This window comes from Croceibacterium soli (assembly GCF_009828065.1).
Lineage (GTDB): Bacteria > Pseudomonadota > Alphaproteobacteria > Sphingomonadales > Sphingomonadaceae > Croceibacterium_B > Croceibacterium_B soli.
Genome location: NZ_WTYK01000011.1, coordinates 15,503 through 31,987, shown reverse-complemented (window position 1 = coordinate 31,987; position 16,485 = coordinate 15,503). Strand labels below are relative to the sequence as shown.

Below are 16,485 nucleotides of genomic sequence, written 5' to 3'. Positions count from 1 at the left end.
GCTCAAGCCTTGCGGAGCGAGGCGCCGGGGAAATCGACCAGCAGGTCATAATCGGCAGGATCGGCGGCGCCGGGCAGCCTGACCCCGTTGCGCAACAGGAACGCGTGGCGGACGATCTCCGCCTGCTGTTCGATGCCGTAGCGCTCCAGCCGCCAGCCGGGCTTGAGGCTGTAGTCGTAGCTGCAGAACGGATGGCGATGGAGCAGCAGGTACAAGTCGCCACGGGTCTGCGTCTGCCAGACATGGGTCATTTCGTGGATGAACAGACCCGCCCGAACGAGCGAGGCTTGCGAGAAGTCGTCGCAGTAATGCGAGGCGAGCGGATGGAAGTGGATGTGCCCGCGCGGGGCCATCGTCACCCGCCGCGGCTGGAACGGGAACCACTTGCGGCGGCGGATCGTGACTCTGGCGTAGTCGATCGCATCGCCGAACACGCTGCGGGCGAGGGCGATCTCGCCCCCGGTCAGCCGGCGCTCCCCACCGACGGGGCAGGTGGCGCCGGCTTGAGGTTCGGGCACCATTCCCCGGATTAGCGTTCGTCGCCCGCCGCGAGGATCTGCGCAGGGAAAGTCACTTTGTCGCCGCGGGCGAAGTGCAGGGTCACGTCGGCGGTCCCGCCGGCTGCGAGCGTCTCGTCGAGCTCCATCGCCATCACGTGCAGGTCGCCCGGCTTGAACTCCAGCTGGCCATTGGCCGGCACGTCGACCTGCATGACCTCGTTCATGCTCGCCTGGCCGTCCGCGGTGCTCATCTGGTGGATCATGGCGCTGCCGGCGCCTTCCAGGGAAGCGTTGCGGATCGTCACCGGGCTGTCGGAATCGTTGCTGACGCTGAAGTAGATCGCGCCGGGATTTCCCTTCACCGCCGGCAGCACGAGCCGCCCGTCGGCAACGGCAACGCCCGCGGGCGAATTCGTCGCGGCTTCCGCGGGAGCCTGCGCTTCCTCCCCGCAAGCAGACAGGCCAAGCGTGCCGACGGCCAGCGCGATGGCTGGAAAAAAGGCGATTTTCATATGATTTTCTCCCCTCCTGAGTGGCGGATTTTCTAGCCCGCCGCATCCCTTGTGCCAAGCGAAACCGCACCTATATCGCCCCCGTCAACAGAGCTGCCGACGCGCTTCGCCATGGACGGGGAGCCGACCGTGCGGCGTCCAAACGCAAAAGAGGAACTGGGGAAACCATGGCCAAAGTTATCGGTATCGACCTCGGCACCACCAACAGCTGCGTGGCTGTCATGGATGGGGGCAAGCCCAAGGTCGTCGAGAATTCCGAAGGCGCGCGTACCACGCCTTCGATCGTCGCGTTCACCAAAGACGGGGAGCGCCTGATCGGCCAGCCGGCCAAGCGCCAGGCGGTCACCAATCCGGACAACACGCTGTTCGCCATCAAGCGCCTGATCGGGCGCCGGTTCGACGATCCGATGACCAAGAAGGACATGGATCTCGTCCCCTATGACATCGTCAAGGGCAAGAACGGCGACGCTTGGGTCGAGGCCGGTGGCGAGGACTATTCGCCGAGCCAGGTTTCCGCCTTCATCCTGCAGAAGATGAAGGAAACCGCCGAGAGCTATCTGGGCGAGAGCGTGACCCAGGCGGTCATCACCGTTCCGGCGTACTTCAACGACGCGCAGCGCCAGGCGACCAAGGACGCCGGCCAGATCGCGGGCCTCGAAGTGCTGCGCATCATCAACGAGCCGACCGCGGCCGCGCTCGCCTATGGCCTCGACAAGGAAGACGGCAAGACGATCGCGGTCTACGACCTCGGCGGCGGCACGTTCGACATCTCGATCCTGGAGATCGGTGACGGCGTGTTCGAAGTGAAGTCGACCAACGGCGACACCTTCCTCGGCGGCGAGGACTTCGATCAGGCCATCGTCGAGTATCTCGCTGACCAGTTCGAGAAGAAAGAGAACATGGACCTGCGCAAGGACAAGCTTGCGCTGCAGCGGCTCAAGGAAGCGGCCGAGAAGGCCAAGATCGAGCTGTCCAGTTCGCAGAGCACCGAAGTAAACCTGCCCTTCATCACCGCGCGCATGGAAGGCGGCAGCTCCACCCCGCTGCACCTGGTCGAAACGCTGACCCGCTCGAAGCTCGAGCAGCTCGTCGGCGACCTGATCAAGCGTACGCTGGAGCCGTGCAAGAAGGCGCTGGCCGATGCCGGCATGGACAAGGGCGGCGTGGACGAGGTCGTTCTCGTCGGCGGGATGACCCGCATGCCCAAGGTCCGCGAAGTGGTCGAGGAGTTCTTCGGCAAAAAGCCGCACACCGGCGTCAACCCTGACGAAGTCGTCGCCATGGGTGCCGCGATCCAGGCCGGCGTGCTGCAGGGCGACGTCAAGGACGTGCTGCTGCTCGACGTGACCCCGCTGTCGCTCGGCATCGAGACGCTCGGCGGCGTGTTCACCCGCATGATTGATCGCAACACGACGATCCCGACCAAGAAGACGCAGGTCTACTCGACCGCCGAGGACAACCAGCAGGCGGTCACCATCCGCGTGTTCCAGGGCGAGCGCGAGATGGCGGCCGACAACAAGATGCTCGGCCAGTTCGACCTCGTCGGGATTCCTTCGGCCCCGCGCGGCGTGCCGCAGATCGAAGTCACGTTCGACATCGACGCCAACGGTATCGTCAACGTCAGCGCCCGCGACAAGGGCACCGGCAAGGAACAGCAGATCCGCATCCAGGCTTCGGGCGGCCTGTCCGACACCGACATCGACCAGATGGTCCGCGATGCCGAGAAGTTCGCCGAAGAGGACAAGAAGCGGCGTGAAGCCGCCGAGGTGAAGAACAACGCCGACAGCCTGGTCCACGCGACCGAGAAGCAGCTCGAAGAGCATGGCGGCAAGATCGACGCCGGTCTCAAGGGCGAGATCGAGACTGCGATCGCCGAAGCGAAGACCGCCATCGAAAGCGGCGATGTCGAGGCGATCAAGTCCAAGAGCCAGGCCTTGACCGAACTGGCGATGAAGCTGGGGCAGCAGATCTACCAGCAGGAACAGGCTTCGGCCGGTTCCGCGGAGAATGCCACCGACGGCGCGGCCGCCGGGTCGGAAGCCGGCGGCGAGGAAGTCGTCGACGCCGAGTTCTCCGAAGTCGACGAAGACAACAAGGGCTGATCGCCTTGTGGAAGCCTATGCCGTCACCGGTGCATTCCGCCCCGGTGGCGGCTAGGTTTGAGGGGCGGGGTCTCTGAATTATGTCTGCGACGGAAATCGATTATTACGAACTGCTCGGGGTCGACCGCACGGCGGACGACCGCACGATCAAGGCCGCCTATCGCAAGCTGGCGATGCAGCACCACCCGGATCGCAACGGGGGGTGCAAGGACAACGAGGCCAAGTTCAAGGCGATCAGCGCCGCCTACGACTGCCTGAAGGACCCGCAGAAGCGGGCCGCTTACGACCGCTACGGCCATGCGGCGTTCCAGAACGGCGGCGGCGCCGGGCAGGGCGCCGACTTCGCCGATCTCGGCGATATCTTCGAAACGATCTTCGGCAACTCCTTCGGGGGCGGCGGCGCGCGCCAGCGGGCCCGCCGCGGCGCGGACTTGCGCTATGACATGCAGATCGGTCTGGAGGACGCGTACGACGGCAAGCATGCCGAGATCCAGGTCGAAGTCTCCGTCGCCTGCGACCCCTGCCAGGGCAGCGGCGCCCAGCCCGGCACCGGCAAGCGCATGTGCGCGCTGTGCCGCGGCCACGGCAAAATCCGCGCGCAGCAGGGCTTCTTCGTTATCGAAAAGCCGTGCCACAACTGCGGCGGCCGGGGGGAAGTGCTCGAGCAGCCATGTCAGAACTGCCGCGGGGAAGGGCGCGTCGACCGTGTGCAGACGCTCGAAGTCGACATTCCGCCCGGTGTCGACACCGGCACGCGGATCCGTCTGTCGGGCAAAGGCGAAGCCGGCCCGATGGGCGCCCCTCCGGGGGACCTCTACATCTTCATCCACGTCCGCCCGCACGACGTGTTCGAGCGCGAGGGCACGACTCTGTTCACCCGTGTGCCGATCAGCTTCACCACCGCCGCCCTCGGCGGGACGATCGAGATCCCCGGTCTCGACGGGGAGCGCCACACGATCGACATCCCGCCCGGGATCCAGACGGGCAAGCAGCTCCGCAAGCGCGGCGCCGGCATGCCGGTGCTGCAAGGGCGCGGGCGCGGCGACCTCGTGACCGAGATCATGGTCGAGACCCCGACTAGACTGACGGCGCGGCAGAAGGAACTGCTGTGCGAGTTCCGCGAGACCGAGACGGGCGAGGAATGCCCGCAAAGCGCGGGTTTCCTGGCCAAGCTGAAGAACGTCTGGTCCGACCTGACCGAGTGAGCGGCGGCCCGCGCGCCGCCCTTGCGTTCTCTGTTCGTTCCGAATAAGCCTCGCTCATGTCAAAGACCAAGCGACGCTACGTCTGTCAGGCCTGCGGCGGGGTTTCGCACCGCTGGCAGGGCCAGTGCGGCGACTGTGCCGAGTGGAACACGCTGGTGGAGGATACGCCGGCTAGCGTCTTCTCGCTGAAGCACGATCTTTCCGCCGGCGGGCGGGCGATCGAGTTCGTCAAGCTCGACGCTCCGGGCGAGACGCTCCAGCGCCGCTCGACCGGACTGGCGGAGTTCGACCGCGCGCTCGGCGGAGGCCTGGTACCCGGCGCAGCGATCCTGATGGGCGGCGATCCGGGCATCGGCAAGTCCACGCTGCTGCTCCAGGCTTCGGCCAAGCTCGCGGCGGGCGGTGCGGACGTGGTCTATGTCAGCGGGGAGGAGGCGGCAGGTCAGGTCCGCCTGCGGGCGGAGCGGCTCGGCTATGCCAAGGCGCCGATCCGGCTCGCTTCGGCCACTTCCGTGCGCGACATCCTGACGACGCTGGGGCGGGGCGCTTCGCCGAGCCTGCTGGTGATCGATTCGATCCAGACGATGCATTCGGACACGATCGAGGGCGCTCCCGGCACGGTCAGCCAGGTGCGCGGCTGTGCGTTCGAGCTGATCCGCTACGCCAAGGAAAGCGGCTGCGCGCTGGTGCTGGTCGGCCACGTGACCAAGGACGGCAGTATCGCCGGGCCGCGCGTGCTGGAGCACATGGTCGACGTGGTGATGAGCTTCGAAGGGGAGCGCAGCCACCAGTATCGCATCCTTCGCGCGCTCAAGAACCGCTTCGGCGCCGTCGACGAGATCGGCGTGTTCGCGATGGCCGGGCAGGGGCTGGAGGAAGTGCCCAACCCCTCCTCGCTGTTCCTCACCGGGCGCGAGCATCCGGTGGCGGGCAGCGCGGTGTTCCCGGCGCTGGAAGGCACGCGGCCGGTGCTGGTCGAAGTCCAGGCGCTGATCGTGCGGCTGCAATCGGGCGCCACGCCGCGCCGGGCGGTCGTAGGGTGGGACAGCGGGCGCCTGGCGATGCTGCTGGCGGTGCTCGAATCCCGCTGCGGGCTCAACTTCTCCGCCGCCGAAGTCTATCTCAACGTTTCTGGGGGCTACCGCCTGACCGATCCGGCGGCGGACCTGGCTGTGGCGGCGGCGCTGATTTCCGCCCTGGCGGATAAGCCGCTGCCGCTGCGCAGCGCGTTCTTCGGCGAAGTCTCGCTGGCCGGCGAAGTCCGCCCGGTCGCCCACGCCGGGCTGCGCCTGCGCGAAACGGCCAAGCTGGGGTTCGAACAGGCCTGCGGGCCCGACGATATCGGCGATGTGCCGCGCGGCTTGCGCTACGGCGGAATGGACCGCCTGCCGAAGCTCGTTGACCGGATTATGGCGGGCGCATAGTTTACGGCGATGACGGGGTTCGACATTATCGTTCTGGTGATCGTGGGCGTCGCCGCGGTCGGGGGGTTCGCGCGCGGGTTCGTGCAGGAAGTGCTTTCGCTCGCCGCGTGGGTCCTGGCGATCGCCGCGATCCGTTTCCTGCACACCGATTTCACCGCGGCGCTCAACGAATACATCGGCACGCCTTCGGGCGCGGCCGTGCTCGCCTTCGCGCTGCTGCTGCTGATCCCCTACGGGATCGTGAAGCTGATCGCCGGACGGATCGGGAAGGCCTCGCGAAGCTCCGTAATCGGGCCGATCGACCGGGTGCTCGGCTTCGGGTTCGGTGCGGTGAAGGGCGTGATCGTCGTGGTCATCGCCTTCTCCCTTCTGGTGCTCGGGTACGACACGATCTGGGGTCCGGACGGGCGCCCGACCTGGATTCGCAATGCGCGGACTTATGCTTTCGTCAATGCCGGCTCCGAAGCGCTCGTCCAGCTGATCGAGATGCGCCGCGAACGGCTGCGCCAGGAAGAGGCGGTGACGCCGGCGGAGGCCTGAGTGGCTGCCGCCGAAAAGCTCTACACGCCCGAGTTGCTCGGCCTCGCGGTCGCTCTGGCCGAGTTTCCGCCGGACCCGGGCCTGCCGCTGCACGGCGAAGCCCGCTCCAAAAGCTGCGGCAGCACGCTGCGCGCGGACATCGCCACCGGCGCCGACGGGGGGATCGAGCGCCTCGGCCTGCAGGTCCGCGCCTGTGCCGTAGGCCAGGCGGCGGCGGCGATCTTTGCCCGCGCGGCGACTGGCCGCGACCTCGCGGCGATCGAGGCCACTCATGCCGCACTAGCGGCCTGGCTTACCGGCACTGGCGACATGCCGGACTGGCCAGGCTTGTCCGCCATCGCGGCCGCCCGGGACTTCCCCGGCCGCCACGGCGCGATGCTGCTTCCGTGGGCGGCCGCGCGCGAGGCCCTTTCCAGCGCCCACCCCTCCCGCTAATCCGCGCAGCAGGGGAGAGGACATAGAATCATGGCCACCGCAGCGCTTCCGGCAGCTCACCAGCAACCCAGCGACAAGGAGATCCGCCTCGTCATCGCCGCCTCTTCGGCCGGCACTGTGTTCGAGTGGTACGATTTCTTCATCTACGGCACGCTCGCCGCGCTGATCGGCCAGGCGTTCTTCCCCGCCGGCAACGAGACGCTGCAACTGCTGCTGGTTTGGGCCGGGTTCGCGGTCGGCTTCGGGTTCCGCCCGCTCGGCGCGATCCTGTTCGGCTATCTCGGCGACAAGCTCGGCCGCAAGTACACGTTTCTGATCACGGTGACCCTGATGGGCATTGCCACCGCTGGGGTCGGCCTCGTGCCGGACGCGGCGACGATCGGCCTCGTCGCACCGGCGATCGTGATCCTGTTCCGCATCCTCCAGGGCCTGGCGCTGGGCGGCGAATACGGCGGCGCGGCGATCTACGTGGCGGAGCATGCGCCGCCGGAGAAGCGCGGTTACTACACCAGCTATATCCAGGCGAGCGTGGTCGGCGGCTTTGTGCTGTCGATCGCCGTCGTGCTCCTGTGCCGCTGGGCGATCCCGCCGGAAGAGTTCGCCGACTGGGGCTGGCGCATCCCGTTCCTGCTCTCGCTGATCCTGCTGGCGATCTCGCTGTGGATGCGGCTCAAGCTGTCGGAAAGCCCGGTGTTCCGCGCGATGAAGGAAGCGGGCGAGACGGCGAAGAACCCGTTCACCGAAAGCTTCACTTACCCCGGCAACAAGAAGCGCATCTTCGTCGCCCTGTTCGGCGTCACCGGCATCCTGACGACGATCTGGTACACGGCGTTCTTCTCCGGCCTCTCCTTCCTGCGCGGGCCGATGCGGGTGGAGGAGCACACGGTCGAACTGATCCTGCTTGCGGCGGGCCTGATCGCGATGGGCTTCTACATCGTCGTCGGCAAATGGTCGGACAGGGTCGGGCGCAAGAAGCCGATCGTGATCGGCGCGCTGCTGACCCTGCTGCTGCTGTTCCCGGTGTTCTGGGGCATGGGCAGCCTGGCGAACCCGGGGCTCGCCCGCGCGGCGGAGGCCAACCCGGTCGTCGTCTCCGGGCCGGAATGCTCGACCGATCCGTTCGCCGAGCTGTTCGGCCGGCAGCAGAGCCGCTGCGGCCAGATCCTCGAAACGCTCACCGCCAGCGGCGTGCGCTACCAGGTGGTCGAAGGCGGCACGGTCGGCCTTACCGTGGGCGGAGCCGCAGTTCCGCTCGCCGAAGAGTGGTTCGCCGATGGCGAAGCGCGGCGGAATGGGCTGCAGCAGGCCCTCTCCGCCGCCGGCTTCGACTTCAGCCGCCAGTCGCCGCCGCTGGGCAACATCCTCGGCATTCTCGCCCTGCTGCTGGTCCTCGGCGGGTTGTCGGCGCTGACTTATGGGACGGTCGCCGCCTTGCTGTCGGAGATGTTCCCGCCGCGCATCCGCTACAGCTCGATGTCCATTCCCTATCACATCGGCGCCGGTTACCTCGGTGGCTTCCTGCCGCTGATCTCCGGGTTCATCGTGGCGCGGACCGGGGACGTCTATGCCGGCCTGTGGTACACCTGGGCCGTTGTCGCGTTCGGCGTGATCGTGGCGATCTGGGGCATTCCTTCGGGCCCGCCGCGCGATTTCGCCGATGAGATTTCCTGAACCGCCGCCGCCCTCGCTGCGGCTGCGTATCGATCGCGAGGCACTGGCGGGCAATTGGCGCGCGCTCGACCGGCTCTCGGGCACGGCCCGCGCGGGCGCGGCTGTGAAGGCGAATGCCTATGGCGTCGGCGTCGACAACGTCGTGCCCGTGCTGCGCGATGCCGGGTGCACCGCGTTCTTCATCGCCCACTGGAGCGAAGTCGGCGATCTCCTGGCCCATGTGCCGCCGGAACAGGTGAGGGTCCTCCACGGGCCCGTGTCTGCCGAGGACGCCGCCTACGCTCGCGTCACGGGGGTGCGGCCGGTGATCAACAGCCTGCACCAGGCGCGGCTCTGGCTCGATGCCGGGGGCGGGGCGTGCGACCTGATGGTGGACACCGGGATCAACCGCCTCGGCCTGCCTCCGGCGCAGGTCGGCAACCCGCTGATCGCCCGGCTGGAGATCGAAACGCTGATGTCGCACCTCGCCTCGGCGGATGAGGACAGCCCGCAGAACGCGCGGCAACTGGCGCTCTTCCGGCAACTTGCCCCGCAGGTCTCGGCCCGGCGGCTCAGCCTCGCCAACAGCGCCGGCGTCGGCCTCGGCACGGACTATGCCTTCGACATGACCCGGCCGGGGCTGGCGCTCTACGGCGGCGTTCCGCGGCCTGAGCTTGCCGAGACGATCCGACAGGTGGCACATCCGCAGGCTGCGGTGATCCAGATGCGCGACGTCTCCGCTGGCGACAGCGTCGGCTACAACGCCCGCTTCACCGCCGACCGGTCGATGCGCCTGGCGACCGTCTCGCTCGGCTATGCCGATGGCTATCTGCGCTGCTGGTCCGGGCGCGGCGCGTTGCGCTTCGGCGGAGCGGACCTTCCCCTGCTCGGGCTGGTCTCGATGGACATGGTCGTGGTCGATTGCAGCGCCGCGCCGGGCTTGCGCGAAGGCGACTGGCTCGATGTGCCCTACAGCCTTCCCGAAGCAGCCCGCCGCTGCGGCCTGTCTCAATACGAGCTGCTGACGATGCTCGGCCGCCGCTTCCGGCGCCCGGACTGAATCGGCATTTTGTTGCACCGCACTCGCTGCGAATGCTAAGGAAAATGCTGCGCAGCATGGAGAGCAGCATGGCGGACCCCACGAGCAACGGCGAAGAGCCGGTCATCGTCAAGAAGTACGCCAACCGGCGGCTCTACAACACGCGCTCCTCCAGCTACATCACGCTCGAGGATCTGGCGCGAATGACCCGCGAGGGGACCGACTTCAAGGTGCTCGACGCCAAGACCGGCAACGACATCACTCATTCGATCCTGACCCAGATCATCATGGAGGAAGAGGCGCATGGAGAGCACATGCTGCCGATCGGCTTCCTCCGCCAGCTGATCGCCATGTACGGCCACTCGATGCAGTCAATGATGCCGCAGTATCTCGAAGCCTCGATGGACAACTTCCAGGCCAACCAGCAGAAGCTGCAGGAAGCCTTCAAGGCAAGCCTCGGCCCGGATGCCTTCGCCCGCCTCGCCGAAACCAACATGGCGATGTTCAAGGCCGCCGCTGGGGCTTTCATCCCCAAGAACGCCGCCGCTCCTGCTCCGGAACCCAAAGCGGCGAACCGGACCCAGTCCGAGCTCGATGCCCTGCGCCAGCAGATGGCCGAAATGCAGAAGAAGCTGGACGAACTCGGGAAGTAGGGTTTCCAAGTCCTCCCCGGGACGGGGAGGGGGACCGCGCCCGTAGCGCGTGGTGGAGGAGGCCCTTGGCCTGGAGGAACGGTAAAGCCCGGCCGCGGTCCCCCTCCGTCAGCCCTGCGGGCTGCCACCTCTCCGTGCCGGGGAGGATTTGAAGCACAATCGTCTCTCGACTTCGCTCCGCACCAACGGCTAGTGGCGGGCCAAATCAGCTCTAGGTGAACACATGACCGCCATCCGCCATGCTTTGACCGTCAAGCGCGAGGACGACTTCGCGCAATGGTACCAGGAAGTCGTTTCCGCCGCCGATATGGCCGAGGAATCGGGCGTGCGCGGGTGCATGGTCATCAAGCCGTGGGGCTTCGGCATCTGGGAGCGGATGCAGGCGCTGATGGACCGGCGGATCAAGGCCGCCGGCGTGCAGAATGCCTACTTTCCGCTGTTCATCCCGCTGAGCAATTTCGTGCGCGAGGCGGAGCATGTCGAAGGCTTCGCCAAGGAAATGGCCGTGGTCACGCACCACCGCCTGATCGCCGACGGCAAAGGCGGGCTGATGCCCGACCCTGAGGCCCAGCTCGAAGAGCCGCTGATCGTCCGCCCGACCTCGGAAACGATCATTGGTGACGCGATGAGCCGCTGGATCCAGTCCTGGCGCGACCTGCCGCTGATGCTCAACCAGTGGGCCAACGTCGTCCGCTGGGAAATGCGCACGCGCATGTTCCTGCGCACCAGCGAGTTCCTCTGGCAGGAAGGCCATACCGCGCACGAGACGCGCGAGGACGCGATGGCCGAGACGCTGCGCGCGCTGGAGATGTACCGCGCTTTCGCCGAGGATGACGCCGCGATCCCGGTGATCGTCGGTGAGAAGCCGGCGAACGAGCGCTTCCCCGGCGCCGTCGCGACGTTCTCGATCGAGGCGATGATGCAGGACGGCAAGGCCCTGCAGGCCGGCACCAGCCACTATCTCGGCACCAGCTTCGCCGATGCCGCAAGCATTCGCTTCCAGGACCGCGAAGGCGGCCAGCAGCTCTGCCACACGACCAGCTGGGGCGTCTCGACCCGCATGGTCGGCGCGATGATCATGACCCACGGCGACGACGACGGCCTCCGCGTGCCGCCGGCGCTGGCGCCGTTCCAAGTCGTGATCCTGCCGATGCTGCGTGAGAACGAAGGCGACGCGGCGCTGCTCGCCTATTGCGACGAACTGCACGCGCAATTGCTCGCCCAGTCGGCCTTCGGCGAACCGCTGCGCGTGCTGCTCGACAAGAAGCCCGGCAAGGCAGCCGCGAAGCGCTGGGACTGGGTCCGCAAAGGCGCGCCGCTGATCGTCGAGGTCGGCCCGCGCGACATGGAGAACGGCAAAGTCGCCGTGCTGCGCCGCGACCGGCTGTGGAACGACGCCGCCAAGCCCGACTTCGCCTTCACGTTGCGCGACGAGTTCGCGGGCCAGGCCTCAGACTTGCTCGCCGACGTCCAGCAGGCGCTGTACAACGAGGCGCGCGAGCGGCGCGAGGCCAACATCGTCACCGGCATCGACAGCCTCGAAGCGCTCAAGGCCTTCTTCGCTGAAGACAAGCGCTACCCCGGCTGGGCCGAAGTCCAGTGGGCGCGTCCGGAGGGCGAAGGCCTCGACAAGGTCGTCGAGCAGCTCAAGGCGCTCAAGCTGACCTTCCGCAACGTCCCCCTCGACGCCGCTCCCGCCGACGGCACCTGCCTGTTCACCGGCCAGCCGGCTGTAGAGCGGATCTACGTGGCGAGGGCTTACTAAGAAAATCCTCCCCGGGACGGGGAGGGGGACCGCCCGCAGGGCGGTGGAGGGGGCCTGCCACAAGCGCCGCGCCAGGAGGCGGCCCCCCTCCGTCAGCCGCTTCGCGGCTGCCACCTCCCCGTCCCGGGGAGGATCTCCGGTGAGCTTACAATATCATCACACCCCATCCGCTTGCGGCGGGCGGTGTTCGCGCCCATATCCCCGTGATGCCCAATCGCAGCAAAGCGCACGGCCTGCCTTCGCGCGAACAGGTCCTCGAATTCATCCGCACCACCGACGGCCCTGCCGGCAAGCGCGAGATCGCGCGCGCCTTTGGCCTCAAGGGGCAGGAGAAGATCGGCCTCAAGAAGCTGCTCGGCGACATGGCCGAGGAAGGCCTGATCGACGGCAAGAAGTCCGCCTACCACCGCATGGGCGGCGTGCCGAAAGTCACCGTCCTGCGCGTGGTCGAGATCGACGACGGCCAACCGATCGCCATTCCCGATACCTGGCAGCCGGACGACGCCACGCCGCCGCCGCGCATCCGCATCGTCGAGAGCAAGAAGGGCGGCGCACTGAAGAAGGGCGACCGCGTGCTCGCCCGCACCGAGGAAGCGGGCAAAGGCTGGCGTGCGCACCCGATCAAGAAGCTCCCGGCCAGCGAACAGGCGATGCTCGGTGTGATCGAGGTCGACGCCGCAGGCCGCCACTGGCTCGCGCCGGTGGACAAGCGCATCCGCAGTTCCTCGCCGGTGTCGGACATCGGCGAGGCCGAGGTCGGCAACCTCGTGCTGGCCGAGCCGGCCGGCCGCTCGCAGCGCGCCGGGGTCAAGGTGATCGAAGTGCTCGGCGATCCGCTCGCCCCGCGGGCCTACAGCCTGATCGCGATCCACAAGTACGGCATTCCGCACGTCTTCCCCGAGGCCGCCCTCAGCGAAGCCGAACTTGCCGCCAAGCTGCCGCTGAGCGAGGACAAGCGCGAGGACCTGCGCCACCTGCCGATCGTCGCCATCGACCCGGTCGACGCCCGCGACCACGACGACGCGATCTGGGCGGAGCCGGACGGGGAGGGCGGCTTCCACGCTGTCGTCGCCATCGCCGACGTCAGCTTCTACGTCCGCCCGGGCAGCCAGGTGGACCGCGAGGCGCGCAAGCGCGGCAACTCGGTCTACTTCCCCGACCGCGTCGTGCCGATGCTGCCCGAAGTGCTCAGCGCCGACGTCTGCTCGCTCAAGTCCGGGCAGGACCGCGCGGCGATGGTCTGCCACATGGCCATCTCGCCCGAAGGCCAGCTCAAGTCCTTCCGCTTCACCCGCGCGCTGGTCCGCATCGCCGAAGTGATCGCCTACGAGGACGCGCAGGCCCGCGTCGACGGCGAAGGCGAGGAACCACAGCTCCGCAACCTCTGGGCCGCCTGGAAGCTGCTCTACGAGGCCCGCAACGCGCGCGACCCGCTCGAACTCGAGCTGCCTGAACGGCGCGTAGTGCTCGACGAGCACGGCAAGATCGCCGAAGTCGCCGTGCGCGAACGGATCGATGCGCACCGCGTGGTCGAGGACTTCATGATCGCCGCGAACGTCGCGGCGGCCAAGGCGCTCGAAAGCAAGGCCAGCCCGGTGGTCTATCGCGTGCACGAGCCGCCGACCCGCGAGAAGCTGGTCGCGCTGAAGGAGTATTTCGACAGCCTCGGCAAGAAGCTGGCGCTGGGGCAGGTGATCACGCCCGGCCTGTTCAACCGCATGATCAAGGACCTCGGCGACGATCCGGCGGAAAAGGCGCTGGTGATGGAAGCCGTGCTGCGCAGCCAGACGCAGGCTTATTACGGGCCGCAGAACGCCGGCCATTTCGGCCTGGCGCTGGGCAGCTACGCGCACTTCACCTCGCCGATCCGCCGTTATGCCGACGTTCTGGTCCACCGCGCGCTGGTCGACGCTTTCGGGCTCGAACAGCCGAAGCCGAAGGGCGACCTGCCGCCTGCTTCAGGCTTGTCCGATCAGGACCGCGCCGACCTCTCCAAGGTCACAGAGGCGATCAGCGTCACCGAGCGCCGCGCGATGGAAGCCGAACGCGACACCATCGACCGCTACGTCGCGGCCTGGCTCGCCTCGCGCGTTGGCGAGACGTTCGATACGCGGATCACCGGGGTGCAGAGCTTCGGGTTCTTCGCCACGATCGTTGGCCTCGGCGGCGACGGGCTGGTGCCGGTTTCCACCATCGGCTCCGACTACTATCGCTACGACGAAGGCGCGCGCGCCCTGGTCGGGGAGCGCAGCGGCGAACGCTACGCGGTCGGCGACATGCTCCAGCTGCGCCTGGCCGAAGCCAATCCGCTCACAGGCGCGCTCAAGTTCGAGCCGGTCGAAGGCGGCGGCGGCCGGATCGAAAAGCGCGGCGAGCGGCCGGACCTCGCCAAGAAAGGCCGGGCCAAGCACCCGCAAGGCCCGCGCGGCCGCCCCGGCAACATCCGCCACCAGGGCCGCGGCAAGAGGAAGTAAGCAATCCTCCCCGGGACGGGGAGGGGGACCGCACGAAGTGCGGTGGAGGGGGCCCGCCTCAAGCGCCGCGCCAGGAGGAGAACCCCCTCCATCAGCCGCCTGACGGCGTCTGCCACCTCCCCGTCCCGGGAGGACTTAGCAAAAATCCTCCCCGGGACGGGGAGGGGGACCGCACGAAGTGCGGTGGAGGGGGCCCGCCTCAAGCGCTGCGCGAGAAGGGGAGCCCCCTCCGTCAGCCGCCTGACGGCGTCTGCCACCTCCCCGTCCCGGGGAGGATCTAGCTCAACCTGTCGATCTGCTCGTCCGTCAGTGACCCAGGCACAATGAACAGCGGGCAGGGCAGGGTTCCGGCCCCGGCCGAGAAATGCGTCACCAGCGGTCCTGGCGCGCCCTCGGCGGCAGCGCCGAGCACCAGCGCCGCGACTTCCGTATGCTCTTCCAAGTATTCCTTGATGACCCCGTGGCCGTCGCCCACGCGCACGGCGATCTGCGGCATCTTGCCGCTTTCGGAGAACAGCGTCCCGGCGGCACTGTTCGCCAGCACTTCCGCCCGGTCGCGCGCTTCTTCCTCGATCGTCGCCTGCACCCCGCCGAAAGCGCTGAACTGCTGCCGCGGAACCAGGGCCAGGATGTGCACCGCCCCCCCGGTGTCGGCCGCCCGGCGCGCGGCGAAACGCAGCGCCAGGCGCGCTTCTTCCGTCTCGTCGATGATGACCAGATAGACGCGCATCGGTTCTCCCCCTGGGCGCCCGTATCCGATTAAACCGCCGCTCGTGCAAGAACCTTGGGAGCAAGACCTTGCCCAAGCCCCGCGAATTCGCCAGAGACGCCGCAGCAAATCCACCCTGACAGGACAAGCGCACGCACCATGCCCATCGCCATCAAGATGCCCGCCCTTTCGCCGACCATGGAGGAAGGCACGCTCGCCAGGTGGCTGGTGAAGGTGGGGGACAAGGTTTCCTCCGGCGACATCATGGCCGAAATCGAAACCGACAAGGCGACGATGGAGTTCGAAGCGGTCGACGAAGGCGTGATCGCCAGCATCGCGGTCGATGAAGGCACCGAGGGCGTGAAAGTCGGCACCGTCATCGCGACTCTGGCCGAAGAGGGCGAGGATCTGGACGAGGCGAAGGCGGCTGCAACCCCTGATCCCGTTCGTGCTGAGCCTGTCGGAAGCGAAGCTGGGGCGCAGGCCCAACCACCGCCCGCCACCAGCGCAGCACCCGAAGAAGAAAGCCGCCCTTCGACAAGCTCAGGGCGAACGGAAAAGGGAACAGCTCCCGCTCCTTCCGGCGATCGTGTAATCGCCTCTCCGCTCGCCAAGCGCATCGCAGCGGACAAGGGTATCGACCTTTCCACCGTCACGGGCAGCGGTCCGAACGGGCGGATCGTCAAGGCGGACGTCGAGAGCGCCGCGCCGACTTCCGTTCGTCCTGAGCCTGTCGAAGGACGCGCCGCTCCGGCCCCGGCTCCTGTCGCCGCGCAGGACTTCGGCATTCCGCACGAAGTCGAAAAGCTCTCCGGAATGCGCAAGACGATCGCGCGCCGCCTGACCGAATCCAAGCAGCAGATCCCGCACATCTACCTCACCGTGGACGTGCGGCTCGACGCGCTGCTGAAGCTGCGGGCGGAGATCAACGATGCGCTGGCGAGCCAGGGCGTGAAAGTCTCGGTCAACGACATGCTGATCAAGGCGCTTGCCAAGTCGCTGCTGGCGGTGCCGAGCTGCAACGTGCAGTTCGCCGGCGACACGCTGCTCAAGTTCAGCCGCGCCGATATCTCGGTCGCCGTCTCGATCGAAGGCGGCCTGATCACCCCGATCGTGGTCGACGCGGGCAGCAAGCCGATCTCGGCCATCGCCACCGAGATGAAGGACCTCGCCGCCCGCGCCCGCGAAGGCAAGCTGCAGCCGCAGGAATATCAGGGCGGCACGGCCAGCCTCAGCAACATGGGCATGTACGGCATCAAGCAGTTCGATGCGGTCATCAATCCGCCCCAGGCGATGATCCTGGCGATCGGCGCCGGAGAGAAGCGGCCGCACGTGATCGACGGCGCGCTCTCGGTCGCCACGATCATGAGCGCCACCGGCAGCTTCGACCACCGCGCCATCGACGGTGCCGACGGAGCCGCGTTGATGAAGGCGTTCAAGGAACTGTGCGAAAAGCCGCTGGGGCTCGTCGCCTGAG

General features: G+C 67.6%; 14 protein-coding genes. 11 read left to right on the top strand and 3 right to left on the bottom strand.

The window, feature by feature from the left end; genetic code table 11:
* Positions 1–2 precede the first annotated feature (2 nt).
* Positions 3–521, bottom strand: coding sequence for a vgr related protein (locus tag GRI75_RS14160; RefSeq protein WP_160747656.1), 519 nt, complete (start codon positions 519–521; stop codon positions 3–5).
* 8 nt (positions 522–529) lie between these two features.
* A complete protein-coding gene (locus tag GRI75_RS14155; RefSeq protein WP_160747655.1) occupies positions 530–1,012 on the bottom strand; it encodes a copper chaperone PCu(A)C in 483 nt (160 codons plus the stop codon).
* 167 nt (positions 1,013–1,179) lie between these two features.
* Here GRI75_RS14155 and dnaK point away from each other — a divergent pair, with 167 nt between their 5' ends.
* From dnaK to rnr, 10 genes are all read left to right on the top strand, one after another.
* Positions 1,180–3,114, top strand: coding sequence for a molecular chaperone DnaK (gene dnaK / locus GRI75_RS14150; protein WP_160747654.1), 1,935 nt, complete (start codon positions 1,180–1,182; stop codon positions 3,112–3,114).
* Positions 3,115–3,194: 80 nt separating this feature from the next.
* The gene (gene dnaJ, locus GRI75_RS14145) at positions 3,195–4,319 is read left to right on the top strand and encodes a molecular chaperone DnaJ (protein WP_160747653.1); all 1,125 of its coding nucleotides are present in this window, start codon (positions 3,195–3,197) and stop codon (positions 4,317–4,319) included.
* Positions 4,320–4,375: 56 nt separating this feature from the next.
* A complete protein-coding gene (gene radA, locus GRI75_RS14140) occupies positions 4,376–5,743 on the top strand; it encodes a DNA repair protein RadA (RefSeq protein ID WP_160747652.1) in 1,368 nt (455 codons plus the stop codon).
* A 9-nt stretch (positions 5,744–5,752) separates the two neighbouring features.
* The gene (locus GRI75_RS14135; protein ID WP_160747651.1) at positions 5,753–6,283 is read left to right on the top strand and encodes a CvpA family protein; all 531 of its coding nucleotides are present in this window, start codon (positions 5,753–5,755) and stop codon (positions 6,281–6,283) included.
* The gene (locus tag GRI75_RS14130; protein ID WP_160747650.1) at positions 6,284–6,718 is read left to right on the top strand and encodes an iron-sulfur cluster assembly scaffold protein; all 435 of its coding nucleotides are present in this window, start codon (positions 6,284–6,286) and stop codon (positions 6,716–6,718) included.
* A 30-nt stretch (positions 6,719–6,748) separates the two neighbouring features.
* Positions 6,749–8,389 (top strand): MFS transporter, encoded by a 1,641-nt coding sequence (locus tag GRI75_RS14125; RefSeq protein ID WP_160747649.1) that lies wholly within the window; start codon positions 6,749–6,751, stop codon positions 8,387–8,389.
* Positions 8,376–9,428, top strand: a complete 1,053-nt coding sequence (locus GRI75_RS14120; RefSeq protein WP_160747648.1) for an alanine racemase — start codon at positions 8,376–8,378, stop codon at positions 9,426–9,428. The genes GRI75_RS14125 and GRI75_RS14120 overlap by 14 nt, the downstream gene beginning before the upstream one ends.
* Before the next feature lie 44 nt (positions 9,429–9,472).
* The gene (phaR, locus tag GRI75_RS14115) at positions 9,473–10,060 is read left to right on the top strand and encodes a polyhydroxyalkanoate synthesis repressor PhaR (RefSeq protein WP_235911676.1); all 588 of its coding nucleotides are present in this window, start codon (positions 9,473–9,475) and stop codon (positions 10,058–10,060) included.
* A 223-nt stretch (positions 10,061–10,283) separates the two neighbouring features.
* Positions 10,284–11,825: an aminoacyl--tRNA ligase-related protein gene (locus GRI75_RS14110; RefSeq protein ID WP_160747647.1), complete on the top strand. Its 1,542-nt coding sequence runs from the start codon at positions 10,284–10,286 to the stop codon at positions 11,823–11,825.
* A 206-nt stretch (positions 11,826–12,031) separates the two neighbouring features.
* On the top strand, positions 12,032–14,299 hold the full coding sequence (gene rnr / locus GRI75_RS14105; protein ID WP_160747646.1) for a ribonuclease R: 2,268 nt from the start codon (positions 12,032–12,034) through the stop codon (positions 14,297–14,299).
* A gap of 277 nt (positions 14,300–14,576) precedes the next feature.
* On the opposite strand, the gene GRI75_RS14100 is transcribed toward rnr, so the two are convergent.
* Positions 14,577–15,029, bottom strand: coding sequence for a universal stress protein (locus GRI75_RS14100; protein WP_160747645.1), 453 nt, complete (start codon positions 15,027–15,029; stop codon positions 14,577–14,579).
* Positions 15,030–15,167: 138 nt separating this feature from the next.
* On the opposite strand from GRI75_RS14100, the gene GRI75_RS14095 reads away from it, so the two are divergent.
* The gene (locus GRI75_RS14095) at positions 15,168–16,484 is read left to right on the top strand and encodes a pyruvate dehydrogenase complex dihydrolipoamide acetyltransferase (protein ID WP_160747644.1); all 1,317 of its coding nucleotides are present in this window, start codon (positions 15,168–15,170) and stop codon (positions 16,482–16,484) included.
* The last annotated feature ends 1 nt before the right edge of the window (position 16,485 follow it).